We start from the raw sequence: 20,597 nt of genomic DNA on the forward strand, positions 1-20,597 counted from the left end.
CGCCGCATGTGATGATCAGCATCGGGATTTTTGATTGGTCCGAACCGGCGTGACTCGCTAACATTCCCGCCCTCTTAAGCCGGGAAAGCCATGTATCAGCCGCCTCACTTCCGCGAGGACAACCTTGCGGTTCAACACGCTCTCATCAAGGCCCATCCGCTCGGGCTCTTGGTGACGTTCGGCAGCGCGGGGCTCGAGGCCAATCCCATTCCCTTCGTGCTGGATGCCTCCGCGTCGGCCTTGGGAACCCTCAAGGCCCACCTCTCCCGCGCCAATGCCCAGTGGCGGAACTTCGACCCCGAGCAGGAAGCCCTCGTGGTCTTCCAGGGACCTGAGACCTACATCACGCCGTCCTGGTATGCGGCGAAGCGCGAGCATGGCAAGGTCGTGCCGACCTGGAACTACGCCATCGTCCAGGCCCGCGGGTGCCTGACGATCAAAGACGATCCGGACTGGCTGCTGCAGCAGATCACCGCGATGACGGACCTACAGGAGACGCCGCGTCCGGAGCCCTGGACTGTGAGCGATGCGCCGGCGCCCTTCGTGGCCGCACAGCTCAAGGGTATTGTCGGCATCGAGATCGAGATCGCCCGGATCGAGGGCAAGTGGAAGGTGAGCCAGAACCGCGCCGAGGCCGACCGGCTCGGCGTCGCGGCAGGCCTGCGGCTCGCACAGGACGATACCTCACACCAAATGGCGGATCTGGTCGATGCGCGCGGAGCCCTGCCCCGTGAATGACGGGAACGGCCCGAGGATCGAGCCCTGCACCCTGCAATCGCTTGAGGAATGGGCCGCCTTGCGCCATGCCCTCTGGCCGGAGGGTCCGGTGCAGGAGCATCGCTCCGAAGCACAGGCCATGCTCTGGGAGCAGAGAAAGGCCGCGGCCTTTCTCGTGCGCCTGTCCGACGGCACGGCAGCCGGCTTCGCGGAAGCGGCTCTGCGCCATGACTATGTGAACGGCTGCAAGACGTCGCCGGTCGCCTTTCTCGAAGGCATTTACGTAGAGCCGGACTACCGCAACCGGGGACTGGCTCGCATGCTGTACAAGGCCGTCGAGGATTGGGCACGACGCCTCGGCTGCCGCGAATTCGCCTCCGACGTCCTCCTCGAAAACGTTGGCTCACAGACCATGCACAAGGCCCTGGGCTTCGAGGAGACGGATCGGGTCGTCTATTACCGAAAGCCGCTGTCGCGCTGAAGTGTTTCCCTCCCCCTTGCGGGGAGGGATGAAGGGTGGGGGTCGCAAAGTCAGGGCGCTACGCTGAATTAAGCAAGACAACACAGCCTCTACCGCGTCATCACCGGCCTTGTGTCGGTGATCCCGATGGAGAAAGGCGCGGTGCGCTTCGGATCGGGATGGCCAGGAGAGGCCATGATGGGAAGGCTGAACCCAGTCAAACTACCCCCACCCCTGCCCCTCCCCGCAAGGGGGAGGGAAAAGCGGCGCGTCTCTTCCCGTTTGCCGACAGTCCCGCTACACACGTTCCATGACCGACGGACTGATCCTGCATCCCGACCACAAGACCCGCTGCTGGTGGCCCGGCACCGATCCCTTCTATGTCGAGTATCACGATACGGAATGGGGCGTGCCGGAATTCGACGACCGCGCCCTGTTCGAAAAACTCGTTCTCGACGGCTTCCAGGCGGGCCTCTCCTGGATCACGATCCTGCGCAAGCGCGAGAACTTCCGCCGCGCCTTCGCAGGCTTCGAACCGGCGGTGATCGCCCAGTTCGATCAGGCGCAGGTCGAGGCCCTGATGCTCGACGCCGGCATCGTACGCAACCGCGCCAAGATCGAGGCGACGATTGCCGGCGCCCGTGCCTGGCTCGTCATCCAGGGACGCGGCGGCTTCTCGCGCTTCCTGTGGGATTTCATCGACGGGCGGCCGGTGCAGACCAACGCGAAGACGCGCAAGGACGTGCCGACGGAAACGGAGGTCTCACGCAGGATCTCGAAGGCGCTGAAGAAGGAGGGCTTCAACTTCGTCGGCCCCACCATCGTCTATGCCTTCATGCAGGCAGTGGGCATGGTGAACGACCATCTCACCGGCTGCTATCGCCACGCGGAGTGCACCGCTCTCGCTGAGAAGCTTTAAATGGCGAAGGAACCCCGCGTCTGGCAGCGGATGCTCTCCGGCCGCCGCCTCAACCTGCTCGACCCCTCGCCGCTCGATGTCGAGCTCGACGACATCGCCCACGGTCTTGCCCGCGTCGCCCGATGGAACGGGCAGACAATCGGCGGACATATCTTCTCTGTCGCGCAGCACTCCCTGCTGGTGGAAGCCATTGCGAGCCATATCAATCCGGACATGTCGCGCGAGTGGCGCCTCTCGGTGCTGCTGCACGATGCACCGGAGTACGTGATCGGCGACATCATCTCGCCCTTCAAGGCGGTGATTGGCGACGCCTACAAGACAATCGAGGCGGGTTTGCTCGGCGCCATCCATGTGCATTTCGGCCTGCCCGCCCAGCCGGCGGCAACGCTCAAGCGATTCATCAAGCAGGCCGACCGCCAGGCGGCCTTTCTGGAGGCGACGCATCTCGCGGGTTTCGGCCGCGAGGAAGCGATCAAGTTCTTCGGCCGGCCCGAGCCCCTACCCCGGTCCGTGCTCGCCCTTCTGGAGCCCTGGCCTGTGGCGGAGGCCGAGGAGCGTTATCATCAGAAGGTTTCGGCGGCGCTGGCGAGTTGAAGATAGGAAAGCCGCTTCGTCCTGCAGGACTGGATGATTGTATAATCGAGGCGTGTTTCCCTCCCCCTTGCGGGGAGGGATAAAGGGTGGGGGTCGAAAAGTCGGAGTATTACGCTTCTTCCAGATGACCAAGATCGCTACAGCGTCTAACTAGTTTACTCACTCACCCGGCTGCACTACCCCCACCCCTAACCCCTCCCCGCGAGGGAGAGGGAAAAAGCAGCCCTGAGACGAACCCCATGCCGACCCTGCACGTCTGCCCCCTCTCCCGCCTGCACGACACCGTGACGGCGATCCGCGCCAGCCATGTGGTGAGCCTTATGGGCGTCGGCGCCGAGGTCGAGCGCCCCGCGACGATCGCAGCCGAGCGTCATCTCTTCATCGGCGTCAGCGACATCGTGGAGCCCCGCGAGGGCTATGTCCTGGCCGAGGCGGCGCATATGGAGCAGTTGCTCGCCTTCGTGCGTGCCTGGGGCCGGGAAAGTCCTCTCCTCTTCCATTGCTGGGCGGGAATCAGCCGCTCCACCGCCGCCGCCTATATCGCCGCCTGCGCCCTGGCACCGGAGCGTGACGAAACAGCGATTGCCGCGACTCTGCGGGAAGCCTCCCCCAGCGCGACCCCGAATGCCCGCTTCATTGCCCTGGCGGACGATCTTCTGGGACGCCGGGGCCGGATGGTCGAGGCGATCCGCGCCATCGGCCGGGGCGCCGAGGCTATGGAGGGCACGCCCTTCATGTTACAGCTTAACGGGCGCTAGCCGATTCCATCCGGAACGGCCGCGGCGCCATGCCAATGCCGAGGCTCTCTCTTGGACATGATCCTTCTCGCCCTGCTGGTGCTCAGCATTCCGATCTGCGCCATCGCGGGATTGGTCCTCGGCCTCTCGGCCCGTGGCAGGCTCGATGCTCTGCACCAGCGCATCGCCATTCTCGAAGGCGAGTTGCGGCTGGCCAAGGCTCAGACGGGCGACCAAACCGCTTCCGCGAGTGAAGCCCCTCCCGCTGCAACTCCTGAAACGCCGGTCGAAGAGCCCCTCGTCGCTCCCGAGCCGGAACCCTCCCGGCCGATCGTGTCCGTGCCGACCGTTCAAGCCGCTGCTCCGCAACCGGCGCCGGCACGTCAGGATCTCGAGGAGAAGCTCGGAGCCCGCTGGGCCGTCTGGATCGGCGGCGTCGCGCTGGCGCTCGGCGGGATCTTTCTCGTGCGCTACTCCATCGAGCAGAATCTGCTCAGCCCTGGAACCCGCATCGCCCTGGGCGGGCTCTTCGCCCTGGCCCTGATCGGCGCCGGCGAATGGCTGCGCCGGCGCGAATTGGACATCGTCCTGCCCGGCATTCCGAGTGCGAACGTGCCCGCGATCCTGAGCGCGGCCGGAACCTGCAGCGCCTTCGCCTCGGCCTATGCAGCCTATGCACTCTATGACCTGATCACCCCGGCGACGACCTTCGTGCTGCTCGGCCTCATTGCCGTTCTCACCATGATCGCGGCGACCCTGCACGGCCCGATCCTCGCCGCTCTCGGCCTGCTTGGCGCGATGGGAAGCCCGCTCCTCGTCTCCTCCGACAAGCCGCAGCCCTGGGCGCTCGTGATCTATCTCGCCTGCGTGGTGCTGCCCGCCTATGGCGTCGCGCATTTGCGCCTGTGGCGCTGGCTCGCCGTGGCCGCGCCCGTCGGCGTGCTGGCCTGGACCTTCCTCATCTTCATCATGGACGACACGGATGCCCTGCCGGCCATGGTGCATCTCGTCGTCCAGACCGGCCTGGCCGCCATCTTTCTGGCGATCATCCCCTACCGCCATGTTTCGGATGGGGAAGCCGGCATCGATTGGCCCGCCAGCGGCATTCTCTTCGCCTTCGCGCTGGCCGGCATCGCCGTCTCCAGCTCGGTCATCGCCGGGGATGCCCGCCCGGTCTTCGTCGCCGCGATGGCGCTCGTCCTGCTCGCGACGGGCATCCGCTTCTCGTCAGCGGCTCCCGCCACCGCCTGGGCAGCGTTGACCGTCGCCGGCGCCCTTCTCGTCTGGCCGATTGCCCGCGAGATCGGCGGTACGCCCGAAAACCTGTTCTATCAGAGCGGCGATGCCTTCGCCGTGCGCCCCCATGGGCTCTCGACCTACCTCGCGCTCGCCCTCCTGCTGCCGGCGGCCATCGCGGGCGCCAGCCTGGTCCGGTCTGCGCGCTCGCCCCATCTCGGCGTATCCACCGCTGCCTGGTATGCGGGAACGGCCGCCATCGGCCCGCTGCTGGCGCTCATCGCGGCCTATTGGCGGGTGGCGGAATTCGAGCGCAGCCTGCCCTTCGCCCTGGCCGCGGGTGGGCTCGCCCTCGCCTTCATCGCCGCCGCCAGCTGGCTGAACCGCCTGCCCTCCAGCCCGGAGAGCCCGATCCGCCTGACTCTCGGCGCCACCGCCTCGGCAGCCCTCGCCGCTCTGGCGCTCGGCCTGACCTTCGCCCTCGACAAGGGCATGCTCACCGTCGCCTTCGCCCTGACGGCGCTCGGCACGGCCTGGATCGCCGACCGAATCGCCATCCCGGCCCTGCGCTACGCTGTCGGCGCCATCGGCGTGATCATCTTAGGCCGCCTGATCTGGGACCCGACCATCGTCGGCGGCGATCCCGGCCCGGTCCTGTTCAGTTGGCTCCTCTGGGGCTACGGCGTTCCGGCCCTGGCCTTCCTCACTGCCAGCCGCCTTCTCCAGCGCACGGGCCGCGACTGGACCGTGCGGTTGACGGAAAGCCTCGGAATCGCCTTTGCGGCCTTCCTGGTCTTCTTTGAGATCCGCCACGCGCTCCGCGCCGGGGATCCGCTGGCGGCGACCACCGATCTTCTGGAGATCGGGCTCGTTGCGACAGAAAGCCTCGTCTTTGCGATTGTGCTCACGCGCCTCGATATCCGGCAATCCGACCCGGTCTATCGCTGGGGTTCGCTGATCTTCAAGATCATCTCCCTCGTCCTCTGCGCGGGTGGACTCCTTCTCGTCGTTAACCCCCTGCTGACAGAGGACGAGGTCCCAGGAGGCCCGCTCTTTAACGCCCTGATCCCCGCCTATCTGCTGCCGGCCGTCCTGGCTGCCGCGCTCGCCCTCATCGAGCGGCGCGCCCGGCCACGCCTCTACAGTCTGTCCTCGGCCGTTTTAAGCCTGCTCCTGTTCTCGGCCTATATCGGCCTTGCGATCAGGCGGATCGCGGCAGGTCCGCAGCTGGCACTCTGGAAGGGATTCACCCAAGGGGAACAATGGAGCTATTCACTGGCTCTGCTCCTCATCGGCATCCTGCTGCTCGGCCTGGGCCTCGTTTTCAACAACCGCTCCGCTCGCCTTGTCTCGGCGGTCTATCTGGTGCTGGCCGTCCTGAAAGTCTTCATCGTCGACCTCGCCAATCTGGAGGGCGTGATGCGGGCCCTGTCATTTATCGGGCTCGGGCTTGTTCTCATCGGCATCGGTCTCGTCTATCAGAGACTCCTCGCACGCCGACCAAGCGATGCCGCAATTCCATCGTGAGATGGCGCAAGGAAAAGTACGGATAACCGCATGACCGACACCGCTTCCATCAAGACCCTCCCCTTCGAAAAGGCCCTGGCCGAGCTGGAGGACATCGTCCGCCGCCTCGAGCGCGGCGATGTGCCCCTGGAGGATTCGATTGCGATCTATGAGCGCGGCGAGGCCCTGAAGAAGCATTGCGAGCAACTCCTCAAGAAGGCCGAGGCCCGCATCGAGAAGATCACCATCGGCCCCGACGGAGCCGCCTCCGGCACGGCTCCGCTGGACGTTGCGGAATAGGCTGGCTTGGCAGGAAGGCCCGGAGCCACGCATTTGACCCGGGCCCGGTGCGACCTTATCTCAAAGGATCTGGCCTCCGGCTGAAGCTTGGCGAGTAAAACGTTGTCCACACCCCTCCTCGACACCATCAAGACTCCGGACGATCTGCGTCATTTGCCCGAAAACCAGCTCCGGCAGGTGGCGGATGAGCTGCGCACCGAGACGATCAGCGCCGTGTCCGTCACGGGCGGGCATCTCGGCGCGGGCTTAGGTGTGGTCGAGCTGACGGTGGCGCTGCATTACGTGTTCGACACGCCCCGCGACCGGGTGATCTGGGACGTGGGCCACCAGGCCTACCCGCACAAGATCCTCACCGGTCGCCGCGACCGGATCCGGACCCTGCGCCAGGCGGACGGGCTGTCGGGCTTCACCAAGCGTTCCGAGAGCGAATACGACCCCTTCGGCGCGGCCCATTCCTCGACCTCGATCTCGGCTGGCCTTGGCATGGCCGTGGCGCGGGATCTGGAAGGCAAGACGAACAACGTGATCGCCGTGATCGGCGACGGGGCCATGTCGGCCGGCATGGCCTATGAGGCCATGAACAATGCCGGCGCCATGCATTCGCGCCTCATCGTCATCCTGAACGACAACGACATGTCGATCGCGCCGCCGACCGGCGCCATGTCGTCCTATCTCGCCCGTCTCGTCTCCGGCGGCACCTATCGCGGCATCCGCGAGACGGCCAAGCAGCTGGCGAAGAAGCTGCCGAAATTCATCTACGAGAAGGCCCAGCGCGCCGAGGAATTCGCCCGCGGCTTCTGGACCGGCGGCACCATGTTCGAGGAGCTCGGCTTCTACTATGTCGGCCCCATCGACGGGCACAATCTCGACCACCTGCTGCCGATCCTGAAGAATGTGCGCGACACCGAGACCGGCCCGGTCCTCGTCCATGTGGTGACCAAGAAGGGCAAGGGCTATGCGCCTGCGGAGGCCGCCGCCGACAAGTATCACGGCGTCGTCACCTTCGACGTGGTGACGGGTGCGCAGACCAAGGCCAAGGCCAATGCCCCCTCCTACACCAAGGTATTCGGCGAGAGCCTGATCAAGGAAGCGCACAAGGACGACAAGATCGTCGCCGTCACGGCCGCCATGCCGTCAGGCACTGGCATCGACATGTTCGGTAAGGAATTCCCCGCCCGCACCTTCGACGTGGGCATCGCCGAGCAGCACGCAGTGACCTTTGCCGCCGGCATGGCGACGGAGGGCTACAAGCCCTTCTGCGCCATCTATTCCACCTTCCTGCAGCGCGCCTACGACCAAGTGGTGCACGACGTGGCGATCCAGAACCTGCCGGTGCGCTTCGCCCTCGACCGGGCCGGCCTCGTCGGCGCGGACGGCGCGACCCATGCCGGTTCCTTCGATATCGCCTATCTCGGCTGCCTGCCGAACATGGTGGTCATGGCTGCTGCCGATGAGGCGGAGCTGGTCCATATGGTGGCGACCGCCGCAGCCTATGATTCAGGCCCCATCGCCTTCCGCTATCCGCGCGGTGAGGGTGTTGGTGTCGACATGCCCGAAAAGGGCATCCCGCTTGCCATCGGCAAGGGCCGGATCGTCAAGGAAGGCAGCCGCATTGCCATTCTGTCGCTCGGCACCCGCCTCTCCGAAGCCCTGAAGGCGGCGGAGGAACTGGAGGCACGCGGCCTGTCCACCACCGTGGCCGATGCCCGCTTCGCCAAGCCCCTGGACGAGGAGCTGATTCTGCGGCTTGCCCGCGATCACGAGGTGCTCGTCACCGTCGAGGAAGGCTCGATTGGCGGCTTCGGCTCCTTCGTGCTGCAGCTTCTCTCCGATAGGGGCACCCTCGACCGCGGCACCCTGAAGGTGCGCTCGATGGTCCTGCCCGACATCTACCAGGACCAGGACAAGCCGGAGCGCATGTACGCCAAAGCTGGGCTCGATGCGGCCGGCATCGTGACCAAGGTGTTCGAGGCCCTCGGCAAGGAAGAGGCCCGGAAGGTCAGGGCTTAAGCCCCTCCTCGGTCATGACCGTCCCCGGACTTGATCCGGGGATCAGTCCCGGCCATCCCGATCCCTTGAAGCGCTATGCTCCTCCAATCGAGATCACCGGCACAAGGCCACTGATGACGTCGAGGGGATAATGTCCGACGTGTCTCTGCGACATCAAACCGTCAGCGTTCCCGCCTTCGCCGCAGCGTAGCGCTGGCCGATCTTGTTCCAGTCGAGGACGTTCCACCATGCCTTGAGATAGTCCGGCCGGCGGTTCTGGTATTTCAGGTAATAGGCATGCTCCCACACGTCGTTGCCCATCAGGACCCTCTGCCCTTCCATGAGGGGCGTATCCTGGTTGGGCTTCGCCACGAGGGCGAGCTTGCCGTCACGGGCAACCGTCACGAAGACCCAGCCGGAGCCGAATTGTCGCGTCCCTGCGGTATTGAAATCCTCCTGGAGCTTCTGGAATCCGCCGAGATCCCGGTCGATGGCTGCCTTCAGATCGCCCGATGGCTCGCCGCCCGACCCGCCCATGATCTGCCAGAACATGGTGTGGTTGGCATGTCCCCCGCCATTGTTGCGGATCGCAGCCCGGATCGACTCAGGGACTTTGTTCAGGTTCGCCAGCATGTCCTGGAGCGGCATCTTGGCCGTCTCCGCATTCTGGCTCAGGGCCGCGTTGAGATTGTTGACATAGGCCGCATGGTGCCTGCCATGGTGGATCTCCATGGTCTGGGCATCGATATGCGGCTCGTTCTTGGACGGCGCATAAGGCAAGGGATCGAGCTTGAAGGGGCCCGATGGGGCTTGCGCCCAGGCGCGGGGAATGGCAGCGCTGGCGGCGAACAGGGTCGCCCCTGTCAAAAGATGTCGACGGCTGATCATGGGATCTCCGTGGGCCTGTAGGGATTGTGAACGAAAGATGTTCTAGGGCGGGACTCAGGTTCCGGCCATGAAGGGATCGTGAACCGGATGGATTCGAGGCCTTAATGACCCGCAGGCGCGCCGATGTGGTTCTGGTCGAGCGGGGCTTCTTTGCAAGCCGCGCCCGGGCGCAGGAGGCGATTGCGGCCGGCCTCGTGACCGTGAATGGGGCCGTCATCCGCAAGGCGTCCGATGCGGTCCCTGAGGAAGCGGTCATCACGGCCGAGCAGCCGCATCCTTACGTGTCTCGCGGCGGCGTGAAGCTGGCGGCGGCGCTCGACGCCTTCCACATCGACCCGAAGAACAAGATATGCCTTGACATCGGCGCCTCCACGGGCGGCTTCACGGAAGTGCTGGTGAAGCGCGGTGCGGCCCATGTCTACGCGGTGGATGTGGGACACGGCCAGTTGCACCCCACCATCGTCGGCAATGCACGGGTGACGAATTTCGAGGGCACGGATGCCCGTTCGCTGACGACAGGGCTCATCCCGCAAGCCGCCGATCTGCTGGTTTCGGATGTGAGCTTCATTTCGCTCAAACTCGTTCTGCCTCCTGCCATCGCCCTGCTGAAGCCCCGCGCAGAACTCGCCGTTCTGGTGAAGCCGCAATTCGAGGCCGGACGCGCTCACGTGAAGAAGGGCATCGTTCGCGACGAGGCGGTGCATCGCGCCGTTTCCGAGGACATGACGGCTTTCGTCGCCTCGCTCGGCTTCACCATCATCGGGCTCGTCCCCTCGCCCATCGAGGGCGGCGACGGCAATCGTGAATTCGTGTTGGGAGCCCGTCGTGGTTGAACAGGTCGTGATCAGGCGCCTCGGCGCGAAGGCTGACGGCATCGCGGAGGCATCTTCCGGCTCCGTCTTCGTGCCCAAGGTGCTGCCAGGAGAGACGGTCACCATCGAGCGAGACGGATCGCATGCGCGCCTCGTCAGCGTCGATGTTTCATCGCCCGAGCGCGAGACGCCGTTCTGCCCGTATTTCGACGCATGCGGCGGCTGCGCAACGCAGCACATGAAGCACGGTTTCTATCGGGCGTGGAAATACGGAACGCTCGTCCATACCTTGAAGCAGGCGAGGATCGAAGCTCCCGTCGATCCTCTCATCGATGCCCATGGCGAGGGGCGCCGGCGCGTCACGCTGCACGTGCGCTTTCCTGACCGCGCCATGCATGTGGGCTTCATGGCGCCGCGCAGCCACCAGATCGTCGAGATTGCATTCTGTCCCATTACGGAACCTGCTTTGAAGGAACGGGCACCGGCGATTGCGCGCGCGATCGGCGAGCATCTGAAAGGCCCGCGCAAGCCGCTCGACATCCAGATCACCACGACACAGACCGGCTTTGACGTGGATGTACGCGGGCACGGGCCGATGAAGGATGCGGACCGCCTGAGCCTCATCGACCTCGCACGCGAACTCGATCTCTCGCGTCTGTCGGTCCATGGCGACGTGATCGTGGAGCGCCGGCCTCCCGCCATCGTCATGGGCCGTGCCTCGGTAGTTCCACCCCCAGGCTCGTTCCTTCAGGCGACGAGACTCGGCGAGGAGACGCTTGCCGGTTTCGTCGTTGAGGCCTGCGCGCGTGCCAAGCGTGTCGCCGATCTTTTTGCCGGAACAGGCCCCTTCTCATTGCGGCTCGCGGAGAAAGCGGACGTGCACGCCGTCGAATTCGACAAGGGTTCGATGACAGCCCTCGACAAGGCTGTACGCGCGACGCCGGGTCTGCGCCGCGTCACGACCGAAGCGCGCGACCTCTTCCGCCGGCCGCTGCTGACGCCTGAGCTCAACGTCTTCGATGCGGTTGTGCTCGATCCACCCCGCGCGGGTGCCGAAGCCCAAGTGAAGCAGCTTGCCGTGTCGAAAGTTCCGTTCGTCGTCAGCGTCTCCTGCGACGCCGCCACCTTCGCCCGCGATGCCGCGATTTTGATGAGCAGCGGCTATCGCCTGGAACGCGTCATCCCGGTCGATCAGTTCAAGCACTCGCCGCATCTGGAAGTCGTCGGGATCTTGAAGCGGGACGCGGTGAAGAAGCGGCGGTAATCCAAACCGTCATCCCGGGCGAAGCGGAGCGGAGATCCGGGATCGTCAGCAGGATGAGGCGCCCGAACCTCCACTGTCATCCCCGCGAAGGCGGGGATCCATAACCGCTGGCGGTGCCAGCTGAACTGCTGTCGTGGCTATGGATCCCGGGCTCCGCTGCGCGGCCCCGGGATGACGGTGCTGGACTGGTCTTGCGATCCCGGATCGTCGCTATACTCCGTTCGGGATGACCGTGCTGGAAAAGCCTAAAACAAACTTCCCTGCTCGTCCTCGTCGCTGGAGAGCGGCTTCTTGGCCTTGGGCTTCTTCTCCTTCACTGGCGCGGGCTCCGGTTCGCTCGGCGGCTCCATCAACCCAGCATCGTCGTTCTCGACCTTGTTGACACGGCTTGAGACCGGCACCATGTCGAGCCAATCGTCGGGACAGGGGCGCACGAGGCGCATCACGTCGGCGCGCTCGTCACGCACGTCGAGCCATGCAGCGATATCGTCCGGTGAGAGGATCACCGGCATGCGATCGTGCACAGCGGAAAGCGTGCCATTGGCATCGGTCGTCACAATGGCGGCCGTATCGATCTCGCCGCCGTCAGGACTGCTATAGGTTTCCCACAGGCCTGCCATCGGCATGGGTTTGCGGTCGCGCGGGCGGATCAGGAATGGCGTCTTCTCCCGTCCATGGCGCTGCCATTCATAGAAGCCATCGGCGAGGAAAATGCAGCGCCGGCGCTTCAACGCCGCCTTGAAGGTCGGCTTCGTCTGCAGTGTTTCGCCGCGGGCGTTGATGACGAGAGGAAAATCCTTCGGATCCTTCACCCAGGACGGCAGGAAGCCCCAGCGCACCAGCATGAAATGCCGCTCGCCCCGATCCTCCAGCACGATCGGCACGGGCTGCGTAGGAGCCACGTTGTAGCGCGGAGGAAAATTCGGCTGCTCGGGATAGCCATAGAAATCCCGATAGATCTCGGGGTCGAGAGAGATGGCGAAACGTCCGCACATGGATTGCTCCTCGGTTCTTAGGCTATCCCACTGCCATTCCGAGCTCCGCTACGCGGCCCCGGCATGACAGTGCTGTACATCAGAGCCACCGCTTCCAGCGGAAGAACAGATAGGGCAGCACGGCGGCGAGCACCATCAGGGCGATCGCCCAAAGATAGCCGAACTCCCATTCGAGTTCCGGCATGATCTTGAAGTTCATGCCGTAGAGCGACGAGACCAGGGTCGGCGGCAGGAAGATCACCGACATGACCGAGAAGATCTTGATGATGTCGTTCTGTTCCATGGTGACGAAGCCGAGCGTTGCGTCGAGCAGAAACTGAACCTTGCTGGAGAGAAAGTTTGCATGCTCCTCGATGGATTGCACGTCGCGAAGCGCCGTGCGCCATTCGGACTGATAGCCCGCCGTCTTCTGCGGCCGCGGCATGCTGGCGGACAGGAACAGTAACATGCGCTCCACCGATACCATGCTCTCGCGCACGTTTGAGATGATGTCGCCCTTGCGACCGATGGATCTCAGGGCAACGCGGTAGGAGGCAGCGCGGCGCGCACCTTGCTTTTCGTTCTCGAAGATCGCCTGCGATAGTCGTTCGATGCGCGTTCCGACAGCTCCCAGGATCTCGGCGGCACGGTCGATGATGGTCTCTAACAATCCATCGAGCACGGCCTCCGGTCTGTGCCGACAGCCGCCTGGCTTCACCGCGCGGGCCATGAACATGTTGAAAGAGCGCGGCTCGCCATAGCGCACGGTCACGAGTGCCTTCTCCGTCAGGATGAAGGAGACATCGATGAGTTTCGGATTCTCGGTGTCGGAGCTGCATAGAACGCGAGCCGTCATGTAGCGCGCGTTGTTCTCGTTGTAGAGAATTTCAGAGGGCTCGATATCCGCCATCTCCTCCTTGGTCGGGATCTCGATGTTGAGATAGGTCTCGACGAGTCTGTCCTCTTCCTTCGTCGGCTCGATCAGGTCGATCCACAAGGCATCATGAGGGATCGGCTCACCCGGCGGGAGAACATGGCGGTCGAGGGACTCGCCTATCGGTCCGATCACCTGTGTCGGCTTGTGGATCACAATCATAAGCGCTCTCGCCCCTCAAGAATCTTGGCTTGGACCAGGTAACCCTTGTCATCCCCGGCCGGAGCGTAGCGGAGGGGAAGGGGATCCACAATCGGGCCCAGCGCCTTGGTGGATCCCCTTCCCTCGCCTGCGGCTCGCCGGGGCTGACAATGAACAGGCCCATTTAACGCAAGGATGACAGGGGCGACGTGTCATCCGGCACGAAGAAGTCGGGTGCGAGGGGCTTCGTCGGATCGACCCGGTATTTCTCGAAATCGGTCACACCCTCGCCGTGCAGGAACACATCGTCGATGAGGAAATGGCCTGAGAAGCTCTTCGAGGGTTTCTGGAAGATCGCATAGGCCGCATCGGCCAGGATCTCGGGGGTGCGGCTCGCCTGCACGAGTTCGTCGCCGCCCAGCAGGTTCCTGATCGCGCTTGTGGCAATCGTCGTGCGCGGCCAGAGCGCATTGACGGCGATCCCCCTGCCCCGCAATTCCCCTGCGAGACCCAGGACGCAAATGCTCATGCCGTATTTGGCCAGCGAATAGGCCAGATGCGGCGCGAACCACTTCTCGCTCATGTCGAGTGGCGGAGAGAGCATGAGAATGTGCGGATTCTCCGCCTTCTCCAGATGCGGAATGGCGTATTTCGAGACCATGTAGGTGCCGCGCGCGTTGATCTGATGCATCAGATCGAAGCGCTTCATGTCGGTCTGCGGCGTAGGGGTAAGGCTGACGGCACTTGCGTTGTTGACCACGATGTCGAGGCCGCCGAAGGTCTCGACCGTTTTCTCTATCGCGCCCTTCACCGCCTCCTCGTCGCGCACATCGACCACGAGCGGCAGTGCCCTACCGCCCACCGCCTCGATTTCTTCCGCCGCCGTATAAATCGTGCCGGGAAGCTTCGGGTGCGGGTCGGTGGTCTTGGCCGCGATGACCACGTTCGCACCGTCCTTCGCGGCGCGAAGGCCGATGGCAAGACCGATGCCGCGCGAGGCGCCGGTGATGAAGAGAGTTTTACCTTTGAGGCTCATGGGATCAGCTCGCTAGCGCCAGGGTTGCATCCTGCAGGAAACCTGCCCCGCCCATCACCGTATCTTCCAGTCCCTTGGCACCGACGGCGATGTTCTCGGCAAAGAAGCGGCAGAGCGCGATGCGGCCGGCATGAGCGGGATCCGCGTCGCCAGCAACCGCTTGGGCATTCGCAGCGAGCGCCATTTCGGCCAGCGCCGCGCCACCCTGCGCCAGCGCGAAGAGCCTCACGTATGGCGTTGCACCGGCCAGCGCCTCGCCCTGTGCATTGGACGAGACGGCCTTCAGGAGATAGCCCGTCGCGCGGTCGAGACTCTCGACGGCATCGCGCAGGCGCGGCGCAGTAGCGCCGAAGGCCGGTGTGTTCTCCTTCAGGAGCCGCGCCACGGTCGCGCGCATGGAAGCGATCTGCGCCCGCACCGTCTCGCCGCCGGAGAGCGGCAGCTTGCGCGTGACGAGATCGATCGCCTGGATGCCGTTCGTGCCCTCGTAGATCGGCGCGATGCGCGCATCGCGCAAATGCTGCGCGGCGCCCGTCTCCTCGACGAAGCCCATGCCGCCATGGACCTGCACACCGAGCGAGGCTACCTCCATGCCGATATCGGTCGAGAAGGCTTTTGCAACGGGAGTCAGAAGGGAGGCGCGTTCGTTGGCCTTTTTCCGACGCGTGGGATCCTCTTCGAGATGCGCGCGGTCGATGGCCTCTGCCGTCAAATAGCAGATCGCGCGCGCCGCAGCGGTCAGCGCCTTCATGGTGAGCAGGTTTCGCTGCACGTCCGGATGCACGACGATGGGGCTCATGCCCTCCGTCGCACCGATGGCGCGGCCCTGCTTGCGCTCATTGGCGTAAGCAAGCGCCTGCTGGTAGGCGCGCTCGGCAATCGCCACGCCCTGCAGGCCGACCGCGAGGCGCGCGTTGTTCATCATCGTGAACATGCAGGCGAGACCGCGATTTTCCTCACCCACGAGCCAGCCGATGGCGCCGCCATTGTCGCCGAAGATCATGGTGCAGGTGGGCGAGGCATGGATGCCGAGCTTATGCTCGATGGAATGGCAACGCACGTCGTTGCGCGTGCCATCGGGCAGAAACTTCGGCACGAGGAAGAGCGAGATGCCGCGCGTGCCGGCCGGCGCATCCGGCAGGCGTGCCAGCACGAGGTGGACGATGTTGTCGGTCAGATCGTGCTCGCCATAGGTGATGAAAATCTTCTGGCCCGTGATGCGATAGGTGCCGTCGCCCGAGGGTTCGGCACGCGAGCGGATTGCCGCAAGATCGGAGCCCGCCTGCGGCTCCGTCAGATTCATCGTCGCCGTCCACTCGCCGGAAACGAGCTTTTCGAGATAGCGACTCTTGAGATCCTCCGAGCCATGCTGAACGAGCGCCTCGATGGCGCCCATGGTCAGCACGGGACCGATGCCGAAGGCCATGGAGGCGGAATTCCACATCTCGACACAGGCCGAATTGAGCAGCGTCGGCAAGCCCTGCCCGCCGAAATCCACCGGTCCCGGCAGCGCGTTCCATCCGGCCTCGGTCCAGGCCTTGTAGGCCTGCTTCCAGCCGGGGGCAGTGGTTACTGCCCCGTCCTTGAGGGTCGCGCCGTACTTGTCGCCCTCCCAATTGAGAGGCGCGATCACGTCGTTGGCGAAACGGCCCGCCTCCTCCAGGATCGTCCGGCTCAGATCGGCGGAGAGATCGCCATAGACCCCGTCGGCCACGGCCCGGTCGAGGCCCGCCACATGCCGCATGGTAAAGACGATGTCCGGGACAGGCGCGCGGTAGGTCATCAAGGTTTCCTCTCAAACATGGGGCTTTTCATATTGACGCGTGTTCTCGCGCCGTTAAACCCGCCCGGCAAGGGCAAAGACAGACAGGCAAATGCCTCACAGGCAGAGGATAGTTTAGACGTGAACGATCACGGGTCAATGCGCCAAACGGAGCGTCTGGCAGCCGATGCGGCGGGTCTTGCTCAGGCGGCCTCCATCCTGCGGCGCGGCGGTCTCGTGGCCTTCCCGACGGAGACGGTCTACGGGCTGGGCGCCGATGCGACCGATGCGGAAGCCGTGGCCCGGATCTACGCCGCCAAGGAGCGCCCGAGCTTCAACCCCCTTATTGCTCATCTGGACAGCTTCGAGTCCGCTAAAAGACACGGCCTGTTCGACGAGACGGCCACGCGTCTGGCGGAGGCCTTCTGGCCCGGTCCGCTGACTCTCGTGGTGCCGGTCGCTCCCTCCTGTACCATCTCCGACCTCGCCCGCGCGGGCCTCGACAGCGTCGGCCTGCGAGTTCCCGCCCATCGCCTCGCCCATGCCCTTCTGGAGGCGACTGGGCGCCCCGTCGCTGCGCCCTCGGCCAACCGCTCGGGCCGCGTAAGCCCGACCGATGCGGATCATGTGCTGGGGGATCTCGATGGGCGCATCGATGCGGTGCTCGACGGAGGCGCCGCCCAGGTCGGCGTCGAATCGACCATCGTTTCGTGCCTCGGCGGCACCCCGCGCCTGCTCCGGCCGGGCGGCGTGCCGCGTGAGGCCATCGAGGCGTTGATCGGCGAAAAGCTCGAGGTGGGTGTAGAGGCAGGGGCCAATCCGCTCGCGCCGGGCATGCTGGCGTCCCATTACGCCCCGCGGGCGCAGGTGCGTTTGAACGCGACGCACATCCAGCCGGGCGAGGCTGCACTGCTCTTCGGCGGTGAGTCCATTCCGGGAGCGGACACAGCGCACGCCGCCCTGAACCTCAGCAAAAACGGCGACCTCGTGGAGGCCGCCGCTCATCTGTTTTCCTATCTCAGGCAGCTCGACGCCTCGGGCGCTGCCACCATCGCGGTCGGCCCCATTCCGGAGACCGGCCTGGGCGAGGCCATCAACGACCGCCTGAAGCGCGCCGCAGCGGAACGGTGATCCGCTCCGAGGGAATCATCGAACCGCAACACGTCATCACCGGCCTTGCGCCGGTGATCCCGATTGGTTGATGCGCCGTGCCTCACAGTATCGAGATGGCCGGGACTGATCCCCGGATCAAGTCCGGGGACGGCCATGACGTGAGAGTTTGTTACTTCGCAGCGAGCTTGGCCGCGATCTGGGCCACGTGCTTGCCCTGGAAGCGGGCGCCGTCGAGATCGATCTCGCTCGGCTGGCGCGAGCCGTCGCCGGCGGCGATGGTCGAGGCGCCGTAGGGCGAGCCACCGCGGATCTGGTCCACGCCCATCTGACCCTGGAACGAGTAAGGCAGGCCGACGACCACCATGCCGTGGTGCAGCAGCACCGGCAGCGTGGTCAGGATGGTGGCTTCCTGGCCGCCGTGCTGGGTGGCTGTCGAGGTGAAGACCGAGCCGACCTTGCCGATGAGCTTTCCTTGAGCCCACAGACCGCCGGTCTGGTCGAGGAAGTTCTTCATCTGCGCCGTCATGGTGCCATAGCGGGTCGGCGTACCGATGATGATGGCGTCGTATTCGGGCAGCTCCTCGACGGTGGCGATGGGCGCCTTCTGGTCGGTCTTGTAATGGGCAGCCTGCGCGATCTCGGCCGGCACGAGCTCCGGCACGCGCTTCACCACGACCTCGGCCCCGGCCTCGCGGGCACCTTCGGCGGCGGCATAGGCCATCTGCTCGATGTGCCCCCAGGACGAATAATACAGAACCAGAACCTTGGTCATGTGATCTCCAGTGCGTTGGACCGCAGAACGACCCGTCTCCGGCTCCTGTTGAGTGGACCGGAAGAGCATCGCCTGCCGTTGTTTGACGCCGTGGAAGATAACCTTTCCTCGCTGCAAAACCAGTGTTAGATATGCAGGGTCTCTCTTGCGTGAATGCATAAAGATGGCCAAGCAGCAGCATCTCGACTGGGACGATTTCAGGCTCGTGAAGATCATCGCCGAGGCCAGCGGCCTTGCCGGCGCGGCTGAAAAGCTTGGGGTGAACCACTCGACAGTCTTTCGCAGGCTCGGCCAGATGGAGGACAATCTCGGGGTCAAGCTCTTCGAGCGTCACCGAACCGGCTATGTCCTCACGCCCGCCGGGGAAGAGATGTCGGCGCTCGCCGAGCAGATGGACGAGAATGTCACCGCCTTCACGCGCAAACTCGCAGGCCAGGCCGTGGCCCCGACCGGAGAGCTGCGGGTCACGACCAATGACACGCTGCTTGTCCACCTTCTGACCCCGATCTTCGCCCGTTTCATCACGGCCTGTCCCGAGATGCGGCTCGATGTGGTGCTCGCCAACCAGGCGCTGAACCTGTCGAAGCGCGACGCGGACGTGGCGATCCGCGCCACCGACGATCCGCCGGAGACCCTTGTCGGACGCCGCGTGGCGACGATTGCCTGGGCGATCTATGGCCGGGTGGCGGATTTTCCTGATGTCCGAGGCCCGGACGATGTCAGCCTCGCCGATCTGTTCGACCGTCACTGGGTCGCGCTCGGCGACAATCTGGCGACGATGAAGGTCGCCCGCTTCGTGCGCGAGCACGTGACGCCGGAGAACATCGTCTACAAGGTCAACACGGTGCTCGGCCTCTCCGAGGCGGTCCAAGCCGGAACCGGCATCGGCCCCCTGCCCTGTTTCATCGCGGATTCGAATCCCGATCTCGTCCGTCTGTCGGACATCAATGGCGATTTCTCTGCGGGCCTGTGGCTGCTGACCCATCCGGACCTGCGCCAATCCGCGCGCGTGCGCGCGTTCATGGATTTCATGGCAGCCGAGATCGCCAAGCAGAAGAAGTGGATCGAGGGGGCCGGGAAGAAAGTTCCGGCTCCGGCGGTTTAATTGTCGATTGTCAGCACCTCGCTTACGTCATCACCGGCCTTGTGCCGGTGATCTCGATTTCAGCACACTCTCACCTCATCCTGAAAGTCTGGCTCATTATTGTTGTGAAGCGCAGACGCATTCTCCCTCCCCCTTGTGGGGAGGGATCAAGGGTGGGGGTGTGAGCGATAGCCTATCCAAATGAGGCACCGACACCCCCACCTCGAACTCCTCCCCACAAGGGGGAGGAGGGTTTCTGGTGCCCGCTCTCTTTATGAACCAGCCTCTGAGGAGGGCGGAGTGTCGAGACTGCCATGACGTGGAGAGTTGTCAGTGCGTGATCTCCACCACGACCCTTCCCTTGATCCTGCCTTCCACAATTTCACGTCCCGCCTCCAACACCTGATCGAGCGAGACCGTCGAAGTCATGGCGGCGAGCTTGTCGTGGTCGAGTTCGTGGGCGATCCGGTTCCAGGCTTCGAGCCGCAATGCCTTGGGAGCCATCACCGAATCGACGCCGAGCAGCGCCACGTTGCGCAGGATGAAGGGCGCGACCGTCGTCGGCAGATCCATCCCACCCGCAAGCCCGCAGGCGGCAATTGCGCCACCGTATTTCGTCATGGACAGGACATTGGCGAGCGTCGTGGAACCGACCGTATCGACACCCACCGCCCAGCGCTCCTTGGCGAGCGGCCGTGAGGGTCCGGTGAGCTCGCTGCGGTCGAGGATCTCGGCGGCTCCGAGGCCTTTCAGGTAATCGGCTTCCTCGGGCCGTCCGGTCGAGGCGATCACATGCCAGCCGGCCTTGGCGAGCAGCGCCACGGCCACCGAGCCGACGCCGCCGACCGCACCTGTGACGATGGCGGGGCCGCGATCCGGGCGTAGGCCATGACGCTCCAGTGCCATCAGGCAGAGCATCGCCGTATAGCCCGCCGTGCCGATGGCCATGGCCTGAAGCGGCGACAGGCCTTGCGGCAACGGGATCAGCCAGTCGCCCTTGACGCGTACCTTCTCCGCATAGGCTCCGAGATGGGTCTCGCCCAAGCCCCAGCCATTGAGCACCACCGCATCGCCGGGCTTGAAATCGGGATTCGAGGAGGCTTCCACGGTGCCGACGAGATCGACGCCGGGAATCATCGGAAAGCGGCGCACCACCGGCGCCTTGCCGGTGATCGCGAGACCATCCTTGTAGTTCAGCGTCGAATGCGACACGCGTACAGTGACGTCGCCGTCCATGAGATCCGCCTCATTGAACGCGCGAATCTCGACATTCTGACCTGCTTCACTCTTGTCGATGACGACAGCTTTGAACGTGCTCATGCCGATTCCTCCCCGCACCCATTTGTGGTGCGGCAGAGG

Annotated in this window: 19 protein-coding genes; 12 read left to right on the top strand and 7 right to left on the bottom strand. The window is 64.6% G+C overall.

The window, feature by feature from the left end:
• Window positions 1–90 precede the first annotated feature (90 nt).
• The 8 genes from ACS5Q1_RS06185 (at window position 91) to dxs (ending at window position 8,479) form a co-directional block, all read left to right on the top strand.
• Complete coding sequence (locus ACS5Q1_RS06185; RefSeq protein WP_473097354.1) at window positions 91–738, top strand: FMN-binding negative transcriptional regulator; 648 nt, start codon at window positions 91–93, stop codon at window positions 736–738.
• A 16-nt stretch (window positions 739–754) separates the two neighbouring features.
• Window positions 755–1,198, top strand: coding sequence for an aminoglycoside 6'-N-acetyltransferase (gene aac(6') / locus ACS5Q1_RS06190; protein WP_473097435.1), 444 nt, complete (start codon window positions 755–757; stop codon window positions 1,196–1,198).
• Between the two features lie 289 nt (window positions 1,199–1,487).
• Window positions 1,488–2,096, top strand: coding sequence for a DNA-3-methyladenine glycosylase I (locus tag ACS5Q1_RS06195; protein ID WP_473097355.1), 609 nt, complete (start codon window positions 1,488–1,490; stop codon window positions 2,094–2,096).
• Entirely contained in the window at window positions 2,097–2,690 is a 594-nt protein-coding gene (locus ACS5Q1_RS06200) for an HD domain-containing protein (RefSeq protein WP_473097356.1), read from the top strand. It begins immediately after the preceding gene.
• Between the two features lie 239 nt (window positions 2,691–2,929).
• Complete coding sequence (locus ACS5Q1_RS06205) at window positions 2,930–3,448, top strand: tyrosine phosphatase family protein (RefSeq protein WP_473097357.1); 519 nt, start codon at window positions 2,930–2,932, stop codon at window positions 3,446–3,448.
• 57 nt (window positions 3,449–3,505) lie between these two features.
• Entirely contained in the window at window positions 3,506–6,190 is a 2,685-nt protein-coding gene (locus ACS5Q1_RS06210) for a DUF2339 domain-containing protein (RefSeq protein ID WP_473097436.1), read from the top strand.
• A gap of 30 nt (window positions 6,191–6,220) precedes the next feature.
• The gene (locus ACS5Q1_RS06215) at window positions 6,221–6,469 is read left to right on the top strand and encodes an exodeoxyribonuclease VII small subunit (RefSeq protein WP_009764792.1); all 249 of its coding nucleotides are present in this window, start codon (window positions 6,221–6,223) and stop codon (window positions 6,467–6,469) included.
• A 102-nt stretch (window positions 6,470–6,571) separates the two neighbouring features.
• Window positions 6,572–8,479 (top strand): 1-deoxy-D-xylulose-5-phosphate synthase, encoded by a 1,908-nt coding sequence (gene dxs / locus ACS5Q1_RS06220; RefSeq protein WP_473097358.1) that lies wholly within the window; start codon window positions 6,572–6,574, stop codon window positions 8,477–8,479.
• A gap of 153 nt (window positions 8,480–8,632) precedes the next feature.
• Here dxs and ACS5Q1_RS06225 read toward each other — a convergent pair whose 3' ends face one another.
• Window positions 8,633–9,346 (bottom strand): superoxide dismutase, encoded by a 714-nt coding sequence (locus ACS5Q1_RS06225; RefSeq protein ID WP_473097359.1) that lies wholly within the window; start codon window positions 9,344–9,346, stop codon window positions 8,633–8,635.
• Between the two features lie 104 nt (window positions 9,347–9,450).
• Here ACS5Q1_RS06225 and ACS5Q1_RS06230 point away from each other — a divergent pair, with 104 nt between their 5' ends.
• Window positions 9,451–10,179, top strand: coding sequence for a TlyA family RNA methyltransferase (locus ACS5Q1_RS06230; RefSeq protein WP_473097360.1), 729 nt, complete (start codon window positions 9,451–9,453; stop codon window positions 10,177–10,179).
• Window positions 10,172–11,422: a class I SAM-dependent RNA methyltransferase gene (locus ACS5Q1_RS06235; protein WP_473097361.1), complete on the top strand. Its 1,251-nt coding sequence runs from the start codon at window positions 10,172–10,174 to the stop codon at window positions 11,420–11,422. Before ACS5Q1_RS06230 ends, ACS5Q1_RS06235 begins: the two co-directional genes overlap by 8 nt.
• Window positions 11,423–11,667: 245 nt before the next feature.
• Here the strand turns inward: ACS5Q1_RS06235 and ACS5Q1_RS06240 are convergent, their stop codons facing one another.
• The 4 genes from ACS5Q1_RS06240 to ACS5Q1_RS06255 all read right to left on the bottom strand — a co-directional run bounded on the left by ACS5Q1_RS06240 (window position 11,668) and on the right by ACS5Q1_RS06255 (window position 16,290).
• On the bottom strand, window positions 11,668–12,417 hold the full coding sequence (locus ACS5Q1_RS06240; RefSeq protein ID WP_473097362.1) for an SOS response-associated peptidase: 750 nt from the start codon (window positions 12,415–12,417) through the stop codon (window positions 11,668–11,670).
• Window positions 12,418–12,496: 79 nt separating this feature from the next.
• Window positions 12,497–13,492, bottom strand: coding sequence for a magnesium transporter CorA family protein (locus tag ACS5Q1_RS06245; protein ID WP_203440671.1), 996 nt, complete (start codon window positions 13,490–13,492; stop codon window positions 12,497–12,499).
• A gap of 163 nt (window positions 13,493–13,655) precedes the next feature.
• Window positions 13,656–14,507 (bottom strand): SDR family oxidoreductase, encoded by an 852-nt coding sequence (locus tag ACS5Q1_RS06250; protein ID WP_473097363.1) that lies wholly within the window; start codon window positions 14,505–14,507, stop codon window positions 13,656–13,658.
• Window positions 14,508–14,511: 4 nt separating this feature from the next.
• Entirely contained in the window at window positions 14,512–16,290 is a 1,779-nt protein-coding gene (locus ACS5Q1_RS06255; RefSeq protein WP_473097364.1) for an acyl-CoA dehydrogenase, read from the bottom strand.
• A gap of 120 nt (window positions 16,291–16,410) precedes the next feature.
• On the opposite strand from ACS5Q1_RS06255, the gene ACS5Q1_RS06260 reads away from it, so the two are divergent.
• The gene (locus tag ACS5Q1_RS06260; protein ID WP_473097365.1) at window positions 16,411–17,400 is read left to right on the top strand and encodes an L-threonylcarbamoyladenylate synthase; all 990 of its coding nucleotides are present in this window, start codon (window positions 16,411–16,413) and stop codon (window positions 17,398–17,400) included.
• A 151-nt stretch (window positions 17,401–17,551) separates the two neighbouring features.
• On the opposite strand, the gene wrbA is transcribed toward ACS5Q1_RS06260, so the two are convergent.
• Window positions 17,552–18,154, bottom strand: a complete 603-nt coding sequence (gene wrbA, locus ACS5Q1_RS06265; protein ID WP_473097366.1) for an NAD(P)H:quinone oxidoreductase — start codon at window positions 18,152–18,154, stop codon at window positions 17,552–17,554.
• Between the two features lie 163 nt (window positions 18,155–18,317).
• On the opposite strand from wrbA, the gene ACS5Q1_RS06270 reads away from it, so the two are divergent.
• On the top strand, window positions 18,318–19,259 hold the full coding sequence (locus ACS5Q1_RS06270) for a LysR family transcriptional regulator (protein ID WP_473097367.1): 942 nt from the start codon (window positions 18,318–18,320) through the stop codon (window positions 19,257–19,259).
• 309 nt (window positions 19,260–19,568) lie between these two features.
• Here the strand turns inward: ACS5Q1_RS06270 and acuI are convergent, their stop codons facing one another.
• The gene (gene acuI / locus ACS5Q1_RS06275; RefSeq protein ID WP_473097368.1) at window positions 19,569–20,558 is read right to left on the bottom strand and encodes an acrylyl-CoA reductase (NADPH); all 990 of its coding nucleotides are present in this window, start codon (window positions 20,556–20,558) and stop codon (window positions 19,569–19,571) included.
• Window positions 20,559–20,597 lie beyond the last annotated feature (39 nt).

Source organism: Microvirga sp. GN3 (assembly GCF_055792825.1).

Excerpts from the sequence above, each read along its gene's own strand:
- ACS5Q1_RS06240 (WP_473097362.1), bottom strand. The coding sequence starts at position 12,417 with ATGTGCGGACGTTTCGCCATCTCTCTCGACCCCGAGATCTATCGGGAT.
- ACS5Q1_RS06210 (WP_473097436.1), top strand. The coding sequence starts at position 3,506 with ATGATCCTTCTCGCCCTGCTGGTGCTCAGCATTCCGATCTGCGCCATC.
- acuI (WP_473097368.1), bottom strand. The coding sequence starts at position 20,558 with ATGAGCACGTTCAAAGCTGTCGTCATCGACAAGAGTGAAGCAGGTCAG.
- wrbA (WP_473097366.1), bottom strand. The coding sequence starts at position 18,154 with ATGACCAAGGTTCTGGTTCTGTATTATTCGTCCTGGGGGCACATCGAG.
- ACS5Q1_RS06225 (WP_473097359.1), bottom strand. The coding sequence starts at position 9,346 with ATGATCAGCCGTCGACATCTTTTGACAGGGGCGACCCTGTTCGCCGCC.
- ACS5Q1_RS06215 (WP_009764792.1), top strand. The coding sequence starts at position 6,221 with ATGACCGACACCGCTTCCATCAAGACCCTCCCCTTCGAAAAGGCCCTG.
- ACS5Q1_RS06200 (WP_473097356.1), top strand. The coding sequence starts at position 2,097 with ATGGCGAAGGAACCCCGCGTCTGGCAGCGGATGCTCTCCGGCCGCCGC.
- ACS5Q1_RS06255 (WP_473097364.1), bottom strand. The coding sequence starts at position 16,290 with ATGACCTACCGCGCGCCTGTCCCGGACATCGTCTTTACCATGCGGCAT.
- ACS5Q1_RS06270 (WP_473097367.1), top strand. The coding sequence starts at position 18,318 with ATGGCCAAGCAGCAGCATCTCGACTGGGACGATTTCAGGCTCGTGAAG.
- ACS5Q1_RS06195 (WP_473097355.1), top strand. The coding sequence starts at position 1,488 with ATGACCGACGGACTGATCCTGCATCCCGACCACAAGACCCGCTGCTGG.
- ACS5Q1_RS06250 (WP_473097363.1), bottom strand. The coding sequence starts at position 14,507 with ATGAGCCTCAAAGGTAAAACTCTCTTCATCACCGGCGCCTCGCGCGGC.
- ACS5Q1_RS06185 (WP_473097354.1), top strand. The coding sequence starts at position 91 with ATGTATCAGCCGCCTCACTTCCGCGAGGACAACCTTGCGGTTCAACAC.
- ACS5Q1_RS06245 (WP_203440671.1), bottom strand. The coding sequence starts at position 13,492 with ATGATTGTGATCCACAAGCCGACACAGGTGATCGGACCGATAGGCGAG.
- ACS5Q1_RS06205 (WP_473097357.1), top strand. The coding sequence starts at position 2,930 with ATGCCGACCCTGCACGTCTGCCCCCTCTCCCGCCTGCACGACACCGTG.
- ACS5Q1_RS06230 (WP_473097360.1), top strand. The coding sequence starts at position 9,451 with ATGACCCGCAGGCGCGCCGATGTGGTTCTGGTCGAGCGGGGCTTCTTT.